Source organism: Streptomyces kronopolitis (genome assembly GCF_050953795.1).
Classification (GTDB): Bacteria; Actinomycetota; Actinomycetes; order Streptomycetales; family Streptomycetaceae; genus Streptomyces; species Streptomyces kronopolitis_A.
In genome coordinates this window covers 509,848-523,997 of the sequence record NZ_CP191850.1, presented here as the reverse complement: position 1 = coordinate 523,997, position 14,150 = coordinate 509,848, and the positions used below count along the sequence as shown (strand labels likewise).

Below are 14,150 nucleotides of genomic sequence, written 5' to 3'. Positions count from 1 at the left end.
CGTGAGCGACGAGGGCATCTACGTCTACGGCATCGTCCGCGCCGGACACCCCCTGGCCGCCGCCCCGGGCGGAGTCGGGGACCCTCCCGGGACCGTGGGAACGGTCACGGCGGGGCGGCTCGCCGCGGTCGTCAGCCCGGCCCCGCCACAGCTGCGGGCCCGCCGCCGCGACCTGCTCGCACACCAGGAGCTGCTGCTGGCGCTGGCGGCCGACGGGCCGGTCCTGCCGATGCGCTTCGGCATGGTCGCACCGGACGAGGCGGTCGTCCGCCGGCAGCTGAGCGAGGCCGAGGACCGCCATCTGGCCGCGCTGGACGGCGTCGCGGGCCGCGTCGAGATCAACGTCAAGGCACTGCAGGCCGACGAGGCACTGCCCGCGCTCGTCAAGGGCGACGCCACGATCCGCCGGCTGCGCGAGGCGGTACGCCGGCGGCCCAGCTACGAGGCGAACGTCCGGCTGGGCGAGGCGGTGGCCACCGCGCTGGCGCGCCGGGCGGCCGAAGCGGGCCGGGAGATCGTGCGGGAACTGTCGTCCACGGCGCACGCCGTGTGCGCCGGCCCGGAGGTCCCCGGCTGCCAGGTGAACGTGTCGTTCCTGGTGGACCGCGGTGACAGCGCCGGATTCGTCGCGGCGGCCGAGCACCTCGCCCGGGGACGGCAGGACCGCGTCGTGCTGCGGGTGGCCGGGCCCCTGCCGTGCTACAGCTTCCTGGAGCCGCTGCCCTGTGCCGCGCCGCTCGGCGTCTGACATGGGGCTGCTCGGCGCGGTGCTCACGCTGCCGCTCGCACCCGTGCGCGGAGTGGTCTGGGTGGCCGATCAGCTCGCCCAGGCGGCCGACCACGAGCTGCACGACCCGTCGCTGGTCCGCGCCCGGCTCGCCGCCCTGAACCATGAATTCGAAGCCGGCCACCTCAGCGCCGAGGCCTTCGAACGCGAAGAGGAGCAGCTGCTCGACCTGTTGCACGGGTGCTGAGCGGCCGACTGCCGAAGGAGAGGGGACAGACCGTGAGGCCGACCGAGGAATCCCGCGCCGCCGCTCCGGGCCGTGGCCGGGAGCCGGGGAGGCGGGTGACCCGATGACCGCTGTCGACCACCGGCCGGGTGCCCCGCCCGCCAACGGACCGGGCACCACCAACCTCGCCGACATCCTCGAACGCGTCCTGGACAAGGGCATCGTCATCGCCGGCGACATCAAGATCGACCTGTTGGACATCGAACTCCTCACGATCAGACTGCGGCTGTTCGTGTCCTCGGTGGAGACGGCCAGGAAGGCCGGCATCGACTGGTGGGAGACGGATCCCGCGCTCAGCTCCCGGGCCATGGACAGCGAACTGCGCGCGGAGAACCGCGAGTTGCGCGAGCGGGTGGCCGCGCTGGAGTCCGCCGACGGCAATGGCCCGGCGCACTCCGCACGCACCGGGGACACGGTCGGCACATGACGACGACGCAGCACACCGCACCGCAGGCGAACGGGCCGATCCCCGAGACCGCCACCTACGTCTACGCCGTGTGCCGGCAGATCGCCCCGGCCGGGCTGTCCGCGCTGCCGGGGCTCGCCGACGGCTTTCCCGTACGGGCTCTGCGGTGCGGCCCGCTCACGGCGGTCGTCCAGCACGTCCCCGCGGCGGAGTTCACCCAGGAGGCCTGGGAGCAGCGGCTGTCGGACCGTACGGAACTCGAACGGTGCGCACGGGCCCACCACGAGGTGGTGGTCGCGGCCGCCGCGGGCGGGCCCACGGCACCGCTGGCGCTCGCCACCCTCTACCGCAGCGACGAGCGAGCGCGCGAGGCCCTCGGGGCGGACGCGGCCCGTTTCACCGCGGTGCTGGACCGCATCGCGGGACACGCCGAGTGGGGCGTGAAGGTCTCGCTGCCCGCCGGATCCCCCCGGCCGCCCGCCGACCCGGCCCCGGAGGCCCCGGGCCCGGACGCCCCGCAGTCCGGTGCGAAGGCCGCCCCCGGCGCGGGCCGCGCCTATCTGGAACGCAAGCGGGGACTCCACCGGGCCCGCGAACACCGCCACGACCAGGCCCTGCGGACCGCCGAGGACATCGACGCCGCGCTGAGCCGCCTGGCCACCGCGGCCCGCCGGCTGCGCACGCACGGCCAGGAGCTGACGGGGACGGCGGCCCGGCGGCAGATCCTCAACGCCGCGTACCTGCTTCCGCACGAACGCGCCGCGGACCTCGCGGCGGAGGTCGGGGCCTGGCGCGCCCGGACCGGAGCCGAGATCGAGCTGTCCGGACCCTGGGTGCCGTACTCCTTCGTCGGGGAGGTGTGAGTGTGTCCCCGCACGAGCCCGTGCCCTGGGAGACGCCCGAACCGCTCGCGGGCCCGCTCGGCGTCCCCCTCGTCGACCTGCTGGACCGCCTGCTGTCCACGGGGGTCGTGGTGAGCGGCGATCTGGTCATCGCCATCGCGGATGTGCCCCTGGTGCGGCTCTCGCTGCACGCGCTGCTGTCGTCGGTCAGCGAGCGGATGCCCGCGCCGTGGGCGGACGGGGGCCCGCTGTGAGCGCGCGGACGGACCTCGCCCCCGGCAGCACGGACCGCGCCCCGGGCCGGTTCGACATCGACCGGGACCAGGTCGGCCGCGATCTGGCGTCCTTGGTGCTCACCGTCGTCGAACTCCTCCGACAGCTGATGGAGCGTCAGGCGATCCGCCGGGTGGAACAGGGCGACCTGAGCGAGGCGCAGGTGGAGCGGATCGGGGAGACGCTGATGCACCTCGAAGCGCGGATGACCGAACTGTGCGACCAGCACGGACTGCGGCTGGAGGACCTCAACCTCGACCTCGGGCCGCTCGGTTCGCTGCTGCCCCGCGACTGAGGCCGCACCGCCCTACCCGACGGGGCGGCGGTCGACCGGGGTGCGCGGGGCGTAGGTGTCCGTCGTCGTGCGGCGCGTTCCGGACCACGGCGCCGGCACCGCCTCGATGTCGCGCGCCAGCCGGTGCACGAGCGGCTCGTAGTTGACCCGCCAGCCGCGGAAGTGCGGCCAGGCCTCCAGCGGCGTGCGCTCCATGGGGTAGCCCTGGGCCCGCATCCGTTCCACGCCCCGCAGGAAGTCCTCGTAGTCCAGCCGCAGCGGATCGTCCGGGTGGGGATCACGGTCGTAGGAGATGCCCTCGGTGTCGGCGATCTCGCGCAGGCACACAAAGCCCGCCCGCAGCGCCATCCGCACCTCGGCCTGCGGCCGGGAGGGGTGGAACGCCAGCTGCAGGGCCGCGGCGTCCATGACGGCCAGCAGCGCGATCAGCCAGTTGCGGGACACCTTGGGGGAGCGGAAGTGGATCAGGATCGGGTAGGTGGTGTGACTCTCGCTCACCTCGGCGCTCCAGCGCTCCCAGTTCCGGAAGAGTTCGGTGAGCCGGTCCAGCAGGTCGACCTGCGCGTAGCGGGCGAGGATCTCCGGCCCCCACGGCGGGCTCCCGGTCCGCGCCTGCAACAGCGTCACCTCGGTTTCCCTGCGCTGATAGGCGGCGTAGAGGGTGGGCAGATAACCCACCTGCAGGCCGATCACGATGGGGCCGGTCGCGGCGGCGCAGAAGTCGATGACGTTCAGCGTCACGCGGTTTCCACTGGCGAAGCCGAGCGTGAAGAGCGAGGAACCCGCCTCGATCAGCGCCTCCCGGAGACCGAGCCGGCTCACCGCCGCCTCCAGCAGCGCATAGCCGGCGAGGAACGCCAGCAGCCAGCTGATCAGGGTGGCGACGATGACCAGCGGCGCCATGGGAGCGAGCACCCGGTCCTTGGCCTCGACGCTCGACAGACGGTCGGCGAGCAGCCGGAACGGCCACTGCACCAGCCGCTGGACGGAGCGGCTGAAGCCGTGCCGCGTCGGCCGCGGAATCACCAGCGCGTGCAGCACCGAGGAAAAGATCCCGAGCACGATCACCGCACCCGCGATGCCCAGCAGTACGCGCACCGCAGTCCGCTCCTCTCGCGCACGCCGCCCCGGCGGCGCCGACGGGGGAAGCGTACGGGGCGCGCTGCGCGCGAGGCGGCCGACCCGGCGGCCGTGGACTAAAGACGGGAAAGCCGCTCGACCTCATGCGCATAGCGGTGCCGCCGCCCGATTTCGTGCGTGACCTTTCCGACGGCCGCCGCGCACACATAACCGGCCATGCCACCCACGGTATTGGAGAGGAGGTCGTTGAGATCGGCGGTGCGGCCGGACGCGGTCAGATACTGCGTGACCTCGATGGCCAGGGAACCGAGAAAGACGAACGCACCGGCCTGCCACAGCCCCGTGCGCAGCACGCCGAACAGAATGCCGCCGGGCGCGAACATCGCCATGTTCAGCAGGAAATCGACGAGGTCCGCGGGGTTGCCCAGATCGAGCAACGCCAGATTCACCGCCTGGCCGCCGCCGGACCGGGTGCCGAAGGTGAGCCCGATGACGCAGGCGGCCCACAGCCATCCCAGAGAAGCCACCACGCGGTGAGCGATACGGCGGGGGCGGTCGGCCAGCGTGGTCCATACGGCGATCAGCACGCTGCCGAGGACGCCGGCAGCAATTGCGAGGGAAAGCGACACGCGCAGACCGTCCTTCCGGGTTTTCACCTCCCAAAAACCGCTCGCGGCAGCGGCGCTCACAAGCCGGTGCGCGGGAGGTATTCATCGGCATTCCAGGCACATAAGGGTGTATATGGAGGGACGCGCGACGCGAGTGGCGCGTTCATTTGTGTGCCGTGAAATACGTCACCGGCGGCCGGCGCGTGGTGCCGCGGCGCGGCATGCGGTACTGCCGACGCTGCCGCGCGGGCGACCCGGGTGTGATGGACACAACAGAAGGGGCACCCCGGCCGGGTGCAACCCGCGGGTCCTTTCGCTTGTCACACCCACAGTCAACAGGAATTCCGGCCCGCGTGACGCGGCCGACCGCTTCTAGGAGTAACCCCGCCATGCCCGAAACGGGCCTCAGATCCGCCCCGCGCTTCAGCATCGTCGTCCCCGTGTACAACGTGCAGGGCTACCTCCGCGAGTGCCTGGACTCGTTGCTGGCGCAGGACTTCACCGATTTCGAGGTCATCGCGGTCGACGACTGCTCGCCGGACGGCAGCAGCGGCATCCTGGCGGAGTACGCGGCCCGCGACCCGCGGGTGCTCACCGTGCGCCACGAGGAGAACCGCGGCATCGGCGCGGCCCGCAACACCGGCGTGGAGCGGGCGAGCGGGGACTACCTGCTGTTCCTCGACAGCGATGACACCCTCACCGCGGGGGCGCTGCGGGCGATGGCCGACCGCCTGGCCGGCGCCGCCGACCCGGACCTGCTGCTCTTCGACCATGTGCGCAGCTACTGGTGGCACGCGGTCCAGCCCAGTGCCGCCCGCGAACTCCTCGCCGAGGCCGGGGCGGAGGTGTTCCGGCCCGCCGAGCGCACCGAGTTCTTCCAGATGTTCGCCGTCGTATGGAACCGGGCGTTCCGTCGCCGCTTCTTCGTCGACCACCATTTCCGGTACACGGACGGGCTCTACGAGGACGCCCTCATGGTCTACACGACCATGCTCACCGCCGAGCGCGCGGTGTGTCTGGACCACGCCTGTGTGGACTACCGCCAGCGCCGCCACGGCAATTCCATGAAGACGCCCGGCCGGAAGCACTTCACGATATTCGAGCAGTATCAGAGGCTCTTCGACTTCCTCGACGGCCGGCCCGACCTCGCGGAGCTGCGGCCGCTGTTCTTCGAGCGAATGATCAGCCATTTCCTGTTCACCGGCGCCCGCGAGAGCCGTGTCCCGGTCCAGGACCGGCCGGAGTTCTTCCGCCGTGCCGCGGCGATGTACCGGCGCCACAAGCCCGCCGGATTCACTCCGCCCGCGGAGGTCGACGCCCGGCAGTTCCACGCGCTGGAACGCGGCTCGTACCGTCTCTTCCAGGCCGTGAACCTGATGAGCCGTACCCGGAAGAACGGCCAGGAGCGGCTGCGCAGGACACGCGGCGCACTGAACAAGCGGGCATCCGACAGCTTTTACCGGAAGCAGCTGAAGCGCCCTCTCGACCCGCACCTGGCCGTCTTCAGCGCCTATTGGAACCGCACCCCGTCCTGCAATCCGCTCGCCGTCTACGAGAAGGCGAAGGAACTGGCGCCCCACCTCCACGGCGTATGGGTCGTGCGCGAGGACCTCGCGGACACCGTGCCGGACGGCATGGACCATGTCGTCGTCAATTCGCCGCGCTACTGGGAGGTGATGGCGCGCGCGACGTACTTCGTGAACAACGTCAATTTCGCGGACGCCGTGGTCAAGCGCCCGGGGCAGATCCATCTCCAGACCCACCACGGCACCCCGCTCAAGCGGATGGGAACCGACCAGCAGCAGTACCCGGCGGCCGCCAAGGGTATGAGCATGCGCAGGCTGCTGGCCCGCGCCGACCGCTGGGACTTGTCGCTCTCCGCCAACCAGCACACCACCGAGCAGTGGGAGCGGGTCTACCCCTGCGACTTCGAGTCCGTCGACGCCGGCTATCCCCGCAATGACGTCTTCTTCCGGACCGGCGCCCGGGACGTCCTCGACATCCGTGCACGCCTGGGCATCGCACCCGGCGCCACCGCGGTCCTCTACGCCCCGACCGTCCGTGACTACCAGGTCGGCTATGTGCCGCAGCTGGACCTGGAGCGGGTCACCAGGGAACTCGGCCCGGAGTTCGTCCTCCTGGTGCGGACCCACTACTTCTACGGCCAGGACCCGCACCTGCAGGAACTCCAGGAGCGCGGGGCGCTGATCGACGTCTCCCGGCACCGCTCGGTCGAGGAGCTGTGCCTCGCCGCGGACGCCCTGGTCACCGACTATTCGTCGATCATGTTCGACTACGCCGATCTCGACCGGCCGATCGTCACCTACGCCGACGACTGGGAGACCTATGTGCGCTCCCGCGGCGTCACCTTCGACCTGCTCTCCGGCAATCCGGGCGACACCCCGGGGGCGATCGCCACCGGCGAGGACGAGCTGATCGAGGTGTTCCGCAGCGGCCGCTGGGACGACGAGGCGGCCGCCGGGCTGCGCGCCGCGTTCCGTGCGCGCTTCTGCATGTGGGACGACGGGCACGCCGCCGAGCGGGTCGTCCGCCGGGTCTTCCTCGGCGACCAGCAACTGGCCCCCGCCCCTCTGCCGCTCGCCGCGCGCACGCCCGCGCCCGCCCCGCGGGAGGCCGCCCGGATCGTGACGGACGTCGCCCCCGTGTCCGCCGGGGACGGCGCCCCCGACCGCCCCGGCGCCCAACTGACCGGCTGACCGGGCCCCACCGCCCGGCCGACCGCACGGCACGGCGCCGGCCGGGACCTCCCGGCCGGCGCCGCGGCATCTTCGACGGCCCGGTCAGCCGGCCGGCGAGACGAGCTTGCGCTCCCGGCCCAGGGAGCCGGCGGTGGTGTCGGCGTACAGGCTCAGCTTGCCCTTGGGCCACAGGGTGATCAGGTCGTCCTGCCGGGCGCCGTCGCCGAACGCGCCGGCCGTGGTCAGCAGACCGGTGCGCCAGGGGGACTTCGCGGGGAGGAGCCGGTGCTCCTTCTTGAGTCCGGCGGCCCCGATGTTCTCGTAGACGGTGACTTCGCCGTCGCTCCAGCGGACGAACAGATCCTGGTTTCCCGAGGAGTGGGTGAAGTCGCCGGCGGCGAGGTCCGCGGCGTGGGTCCAGGTCGTGCTGTTCTTGGCGAGCTTCTTCTCGGTGTGGATACCGGCCGCGTCGACGTCGGGGTAGAGGCTCACCCCACCACCGGCCCAGCGCACCACCAGGTCGTTCCTGCGGCCGTCGGCGCCGGCGAAGCGGCCGGCCGTGATCCGGGTGGCGTGCGTCCAGGTGGTGTTGGGGCCGCGCAGGGTGATCCCGCCGGTGAGCTTGCGGGTCTCGTTGACGTCCTTGTAGAGGGTCAGCTTGCCGTTGGCCCAGCGGACGATCAGGTCGTCGGTGCCGTCGCCGGTGAAGTCGCCGGCGGTGACGACCTGCGCCTGCTGCCACTCCTTGCTCTTCTTGGCGAGCTGGACGTCCTTGCGGAACCCGTATGTGCCGTTGCCCGGGTAGAGCGAGACCTCGCCGTCGGACCAGCGCACGATCAGGTCGCCGACGTGGTCGCGCACCGAGGCGGTGTGGAAGCTGCCGGAGGTCATGACGGTGGCGTGCTGCCAGGTGCCGCCGCTGCCCAGGAGGTTGGGCTCGTCCGGCTCCGCGTCGGCGACCGCCTGCTGGTAGAGCCGGACGGCGTCCTCGTCGAACTGCGAGGAGTAGGAGATGTCGTCGGAGAGGCCACCGGTGTGCCACCCGCCGATCACCCCGACCAGGTTGCCGCGGCTGCCGTCGAAGTGGTCCAGGAAAGGGCCCCCGCTGACGCCCGTACGGAAGCGGTCGCACTTGATTTCCATGAACCGCTTCATGACGGCGCTGGTGTCGTTCGTGCACTGCAGCGGGGTCTTCTGGCCCCCGGGGTAACCGATGAGGGTCACGTTCTTGCGCGCGAGGCTCGCGGACGTGGAGGTGGTCAGCGTGTTGCCGGTGCCGGTGGCGTCCTCCAGGAGCTGGCCGTTCGAGTTCGGCCCGACCCGCAGGAAGGCGAAGTCCACATCGTCGTCGGGCGTCGGCGCGAGGTACCGCCCGTCGATCCAGACCTTGCCCGCCACCAGCGGGAAGATCCCGTACGGGGCCTCCCCGGCCTGGCCGGTCGCCGAGGCACCGGCGCGGTAGCCGGGGACATAGGCGACCTTGCTGGCGGACCGGTTGCCCTTGAGGCAGTGCGCGGCCGTGATGATCAGACTCCTGGTCGGCGAGGTCACGGAGTCGGCGGTGCAGAACTGGTTGGGGGTCGGCGATCCGTCGTCGTTGCGGATCAGGAACACCCCGACCGTGCGGATCCCCGCGCCGACCTCATGACTCGGCTCCCGCAACGACGCGTTGCCGCGCGCCACCGGAGCACGCTGCCCGTCCGGGGCCGGCCCGCCGGTGTCCGCGGCCTCGACGGGGACGGCGCTGCGGATGCGCTCGGGCGTCCAATACCGCTCGATCTCCTGGGCCTTGCGGATCTCCTCCGGCGTCACGTCCTTCGAGGGCCGCACCGGTGCGCCCGACGGGGGCGGCGGGGTCGGTCCGGCCGAGGGCGCGGGAGAGGTGGGCTTCGACGCCGTCGGTGCGACGCTCCGGGTGGCGGAGGCGGTGGTGCGGTCGGCACGGTCGGGGACCGCGGCCGCCGGAGCGGCCACGGCGAACGAAGCAAGGGAGGCACACACGCCCATGGTGGCGGTGCGCGTACCGGGTATGCGTCTCATGAACTCTTCTGTTGTCGTCGTGACCCCGGCCGGAACCGGCCGGGGTGGTCAGGCGGATGAGGAAAGAAGGGAGGGGCGAGAATGGGGAACCCATGCGGCCGGGCGCGGAGGAACCTTCGGCGCGGGACGCCTCGGCCGACGGTCGTGCCGCCGTCGTGCGTCGCTGCCCGCGGACCGCCCGGGGCACCTCGGCCCCTGACACAGACGCGGACGACCTCGGCCGGTTCCCTCGCACTACGCACCCGCGGTGCGTTCGCGCTGTCGGGGAGCACTTCCTTTCCGGCTTCGTCCGCACGCGCTGAATCACGGACACGATATCGCGCGGCATGCCTCAGTCGCACACATGTGCGTCATTTTCGGCCTCGATGTGCGAGAGCTGCCCGATTCGCGCCTGTCTGCCGGTCTCGCCTCCCGGTCGCGATCTCCCTACTGCTCCCGATTCCTTCTGCATTGGCCCGTTATGGCGCAGTGCTCGATCGGTGCGGCCTCGCGTCGGCTCGCGGAAGGTGTCACTTCGCGTCTGCATATGCGGGTGTGCTGTGCGGGCGGGCCGGAAGAAGTCGCGCCCGGCCGCGCCGGGCGGGTCCGCGACGGGAAGTCGTCGGGGTGCGTGGGCGCGATTCCGGCGGGGCTCATGGCCGTTCTATCCCCGACTCTTTGACGCAGGGTTAATTAACGAGGTGCGTGCATCGGCCACGAGGCGTCAATTCCAGCCAATCATGCGACCGTCGAAAGTCGGACATCGCGCGGAGGTGCTCCCTGGCCGACCGAGGGTAGGCGGACCGGGCGGGCGGAGGCCGTGAAGGCGTCGCGGCCCGCCGGGCTCCGGCGTGACGCGGGCCGGTGGCTCCATGGCGCCCGCATCCCGCCGAGGGGTGTGAACAAGTCAGCTCTGGATACACTGAATTGACGTTCCGTCAGCAAAATCCAAACCCTGGGCAGCCCGGATGTCGGAGCGGTGTGGGTGCCGTCCGCGCGGTGGCGACGGGTGTCCCGGGAGAGGTTTTGCGGCTTTCCGTGTGCGGTGACCTCCGATTCACCGCATCGAGATCGAACGGAAAGTCGAATCACTGGCCCCAGGAGTAACAGGAGCCCCGCGCAACGTACGCCCGCGTTAAGGCAATTGAGGTTCAAAATTACGCTCAGTGAAGCCTTGGGGGGTTGCTATCGTATGACTGGGAGTGAAGACTGTGGCCACGCCGAACTGGCGCGAAAGCTTCCAGGGGTACGGATCACTGACAACCGCAAGCGATACCTGCCAGTAATGCGTACTCTTCTCTCGTTCTCTTTTTCGGCAGCGGTGGCTGAAGTCTTGGATCAGCCACTTTTGCTCGGGCGGGGAAGTCTCATTCGTGTCATGTGCGAAGGGTCTTTCGGTGGGGGATCAGTGATATCGGGAAGGTCAGCTGTGCGGTTGCTACCGTTTGTCCGTGCAGTGCGGGAGGGCGAGGGAGGGTTCTCGCGGACTTGTTCACCGAGTGGGCAGGTGAAAGCGACGGTGTTTCCGTGGCGGGATACGCCGGGGGATACCCGGGCCGGGCCGGTGCCGTGTCGGGCCGTCCGTCGTCCGTGAACGGCCGGCAGCGCGGCCCGGATGGGGATCCGGCCGGCCGCCGAGGCAGTCCTCTCGCCGCTGTCCGCGGCACGCCGCGGCGGTACCGGGCTCTCGCCCGTGCCGCACGCCGTGACGTGGGGCTCGGTGTCGCTCTCGTCCGTGCCGATCCGGAAGGTCCCTGCGGTGCCCTGTGCTGTCGCCCTGTGGTGCGACCCGGCATGCGGCCGTTTCGGCATGCCGTGAGCCGGTGTTCACGTCCGCGCGTCCCCGTCAGCGGCCGTGCCGTCGCACCGCTCAAGGTGCCGAGCCCCCCGGGGTAACCGCGACACCACACGCGCCATGGGTGCGGAGTTCCGGGCGGCGATTTCGCCTGCACCGGAAAAACAATGCAAGAAACCAACCAAGGTCAGGAAAAGGCGGTGACGTGAGTCCGTTGTGCCATTGGGTGAACCATTGTTCCGGGGCACCGGACCGCCTACCGGTCCTGTGCACGATTGCCGGTGAGGACCGCTTCCTCCCGGACCCGCTCTTCAGGGAGAACCGGTGACCAGCAACGAACTGATACAGGCGCCCTTCGCCTTCGACGAACTCGTCGAAGGGTGGCGCACCGCACGGCAGGCCGGGCCCGTCCGCTACGACGGGCAGCAGAAGTTATGGCAGGTGCTCGACCACGAGAGCGTGGCCGCCGTGCTCGCCGACCCGGCCACCTACTCCTCCGATTTCTCCGGACTGGCCCCCACCCAGCCGGACTTCGAGACCTTCCGCCAGGGCAACTTCGTCGGCATGGACCCGCCGGCGCACCGCAAGCTGCGCACCCTGGTCAGCCAGGCCTTCACCCCGCGCGTCGTGGCCGCACTCGAACCGCGGATCCACGCCATCACGACAGAGCTGCTGGACGCCGTCGAGGACCGCGACCGCTTCGATCTGGTCGACGCGCTGGCCTACCCGCTGCCCATCATCGTCATCGCCGAACTGCTGGGCATCCCGGCCGCCGACCGGGCGCTGTTCCAGGAGTGGGCGGCCACCCTCTTCGGCGGGGACGAGATCGGCGACTCGCTGGACATGGCGGACATCGAGCGCGCGCTGGAGTCCATCGCGCCCACCGTCCGCGAGATGAACGGCTACATCCTCGAGCACATCCGCCACCACCGGAAGAACCCGGGCGAGGGGCTCACCGGCAAGCTGGTGCAGGCCGAGGTGGACGGGATGCGCCTGGAGGACCAGGAGATCGTCGGTTTCGTGGCCCTGCTGCTGGTCGCCGGGCACATCACCACCACCGCCCTGCTGGGCAACGCCGTGCTCAGCCTGGACCAGTACCCCGACGAGGCCGCGCTGCTGCGCGCCGAGCCCGGCCGGCTGCCGGACGCCCTCGAAGAGGTGCTGCGCTGGCTGCCGCCTTTCCCCGAACTCGGGCGCCGCACCACTCGTGACGTCACGCTCGGGGGGCAGCTCATTCCCGCCGAGTCGGTGGTGATGGCCAACCTGGCCGCCGCCAACCGTGATCCGTCCCGGTTCGCCCACCCCGACGACTTCGACGTGACCCGCAGCCCCAACCCCCATCTGACCTTCGGCCACGGCATCCACTTCTGTTTCGGTGCCCCGCTGGCCAGGCTCGAGGCCCGGATCGCGCTCCGGCTGGTGCTGGAACGTTTCCGTGACCTCACCGTCGCCCACCGTGGCGAGGTCGAGATCCAGAATCCCGCCGTCATCGTCAGCGTGCGCCGACTGCCGCTGGAGGTGCGGAGGCCCTAGCGCCGTCCCCAGGCGAGCGCGCCCGGCAACGGCCGTGTGCGCGCGAGGAGTTGAGTCGCCGAGCCCGCCTCGGCGAAAGGTCCGGAGGTCGGTGCGCCGACGCCGTGACCGCGGCCGGTTCACCCTGAGCCGGCACATCCATGCCTCGTGAGTTTCGAGATCCGGGAGTAGTTTTCTCATGCCGTATGTCACGAGCGCTCCGGTCGTCAGCCGGCAGCAGACGGAGATACGTCCCCTCTTACAAGAGCGCCTGCACACGCTCGCCCGCGCCCACCAGGTCCCCGGGGCCCAGCTCGCCGTGCACCTCGACGGGGTCACGTACGCCGTCCACACCGGCGAGGCGGACGCCGCCACGGGCCGGCCGTTCACCGCGGACACCGCCGTGCCGCTGGGCTCCGTCACCAAGTGCGCCACCGCCGCCGTGGTCATGCTGCTCGCCGCCGACGGCGACCTCGCGCTGACCGACCGGGTCGCCACATACGTGCCCGAGCTGCGCACCTCGCGGGCCACCGTGCGCCAGCTGCTCAGCCACACCGCGGGGCTGCCCACCGGACCCGACTCGGACCACGTGGCGACGCTGACGCCGTCGCGCTACCTGTCCGCGCACTGCGCCGAGCGGGACGCCGTCTGCGCGCCCGGGACCGGCTTCTCCTACTCCAACGCCGGGTTCATAGCCGCCGGCCGGCTGATCGAATCGGTGACGGGCATGACCTGGCAGGAAGCGGTGCGCGCCTTCCTGCTCGAACCCCTGGGCACCGCCCCCGCCTTCCTCGGCGACCTCACGACGGCCCGGCCGGTGGCGAGCGGTCACTCCGCCAACGCGCTCTCGGGCCGCGTCCGGCCGGTGCAGCAGACCCTGGCGCCGGTGGAGGCCCCCGCGGGTGCCCTCCTGGCGAGCGCGCTCGACCTGGTCGCCCTCGGCCGGGACCTGATCGGGCACGGCCCCCGCGCGGTGCTGCCGCACGACGCCGCCGAGGAGATGCGCCGCCCCGTTCCCGGCGCCGTGCCGGGAGTGCTGGCGGACGCCTGGGGCCTGGGACTTGCCCTCTTCCAGCAGGGCACCGCGCAGTGGTGCGGCCACGACGGCAACGCCCAGGGCACCTCCTGCCATCTGCGGGCCGAGCCCGAGAGCGGCACCGTGGTCGCCTTCACCAGCAACGCCAACAGCGGCACGGCCCTGTGGCAGGCCCTCGCCGACGACCTCGCCGAGATCACCGGCATCGGCGTGCCCGCGGCTCCGGGCCCGCGCGAGGCCGGCCGTCCCCTCGCGCTTCCCCAGTGCGCCGGGACCTATCACAACGGCACCGTCGAGTACCGCGTCACGGCCGACGCGGCGGGCTCCCTGGCGCTGTCCGTGAACGGCGACACCCCGGCGCCGCTGGTCTGCTACGCGGATCTGAGCTGCGATCTGGTGGACCCCGCGAACGGCCGCCGGGTCCCCGGCGGAAGCTTCGTACGGGATCCGGACACCGGCGCGATCGACCGGCTGCAGATCTCCGGGCGCACCGCCCGCCGCACCCACACCGCCTGACCCCGGCACCGCCCCCGGCGGCCCGCGCGCCTCCCCGCTCCTTCGCGCCCGGACCG

General features: G+C 71.3%; 12 protein-coding genes. 9 read left to right on the top strand and 3 right to left on the bottom strand.

Annotated elements, in window-relative coordinates; translation table 11 throughout:
* The first annotated feature begins 1 nt into the window (after position 1).
* The 6 genes from ACQP17_RS01935 (at position 2) to ACQP17_RS01910 (ending at position 2,829) form a co-directional block, all read left to right on the top strand.
* The gene (locus tag ACQP17_RS01935) at positions 2-748 is read left to right on the top strand and encodes a GvpL/GvpF family gas vesicle protein (protein ID WP_433854618.1); all 747 of its coding nucleotides are present in this window, start codon (positions 2-4) and stop codon (positions 746-748) included.
* Entirely contained in the window at positions 726-974 is a 249-nt protein-coding gene (locus ACQP17_RS01930) for a gas vesicle protein GvpG (protein ID WP_433854617.1), read from the top strand. The genes ACQP17_RS01935 and ACQP17_RS01930 overlap by 23 nt, the downstream gene beginning before the upstream one ends.
* Before the next feature lie 103 nt (positions 975-1,077).
* Positions 1,078-1,440, top strand: coding sequence for a gas vesicle protein (locus ACQP17_RS01925; RefSeq protein ID WP_433854616.1), 363 nt, complete (start codon positions 1,078-1,080; stop codon positions 1,438-1,440).
* Entirely contained in the window at positions 1,437-2,282 is an 846-nt protein-coding gene (locus ACQP17_RS01920) for a GvpL/GvpF family gas vesicle protein (protein ID WP_433854615.1), read from the top strand. Before ACQP17_RS01925 ends, ACQP17_RS01920 begins: the two co-directional genes overlap by 4 nt.
* Positions 2,283-2,284: 2 nt before the next feature.
* Positions 2,285-2,515: a gas vesicle protein gene (locus ACQP17_RS01915; RefSeq protein ID WP_364881814.1), complete on the top strand. Its 231-nt coding sequence runs from the start codon at positions 2,285-2,287 to the stop codon at positions 2,513-2,515.
* Complete coding sequence (locus ACQP17_RS01910; RefSeq protein ID WP_364881817.1) at positions 2,512-2,829, top strand: gas vesicle protein K; 318 nt, start codon at positions 2,512-2,514, stop codon at positions 2,827-2,829. Before ACQP17_RS01915 ends, ACQP17_RS01910 begins: the two co-directional genes overlap by 4 nt.
* Before the next feature lie 12 nt (positions 2,830-2,841).
* Here the strand turns inward: ACQP17_RS01910 and ACQP17_RS01905 are convergent, their stop codons facing one another.
* Together ACQP17_RS01905 and ACQP17_RS01900 are read right to left on the bottom strand one after the other, a co-directional pair.
* Positions 2,842-3,927 (bottom strand): hypothetical protein, encoded by a 1,086-nt coding sequence (locus tag ACQP17_RS01905; RefSeq protein ID WP_433854614.1) that lies wholly within the window; start codon positions 3,925-3,927, stop codon positions 2,842-2,844.
* Positions 3,928-4,025: 98 nt separating this feature from the next.
* On the bottom strand, positions 4,026-4,538 hold the full coding sequence (locus ACQP17_RS01900; RefSeq protein WP_433854613.1) for a VanZ family protein: 513 nt from the start codon (positions 4,536-4,538) through the stop codon (positions 4,026-4,028).
* Between the two features lie 368 nt (positions 4,539-4,906).
* Between ACQP17_RS01900 and ACQP17_RS01895 the strand changes: the two genes are divergently transcribed.
* Positions 4,907-7,234: a bifunctional glycosyltransferase/CDP-glycerol:glycerophosphate glycerophosphotransferase gene (locus ACQP17_RS01895; protein WP_433854612.1), complete on the top strand. Its 2,328-nt coding sequence runs from the start codon at positions 4,907-4,909 to the stop codon at positions 7,232-7,234.
* Positions 7,235-7,318: 84 nt separating this feature from the next.
* Here ACQP17_RS01895 and ACQP17_RS01890 read toward each other — a convergent pair whose 3' ends face one another.
* Positions 7,319-9,256, bottom strand: a complete 1,938-nt coding sequence (locus tag ACQP17_RS01890) for a trypsin-like peptidase domain-containing protein (RefSeq protein WP_433854611.1) — start codon at positions 9,254-9,256, stop codon at positions 7,319-7,321.
* A 2,098-nt stretch (positions 9,257-11,354) separates the two neighbouring features.
* Here ACQP17_RS01890 and ACQP17_RS01885 point away from each other — a divergent pair.
* The gene (locus tag ACQP17_RS01885) at positions 11,355-12,563 is read left to right on the top strand and encodes a cytochrome P450 (RefSeq protein ID WP_433854610.1); all 1,209 of its coding nucleotides are present in this window, start codon (positions 11,355-11,357) and stop codon (positions 12,561-12,563) included.
* 178 nt (positions 12,564-12,741) lie between these two features.
* Positions 12,742-14,094, top strand: coding sequence for a serine hydrolase domain-containing protein (locus ACQP17_RS01880; RefSeq protein ID WP_433854609.1), 1,353 nt, complete (start codon positions 12,742-12,744; stop codon positions 14,092-14,094).
* The last annotated feature ends 56 nt before the right edge of the window (positions 14,095-14,150 follow it).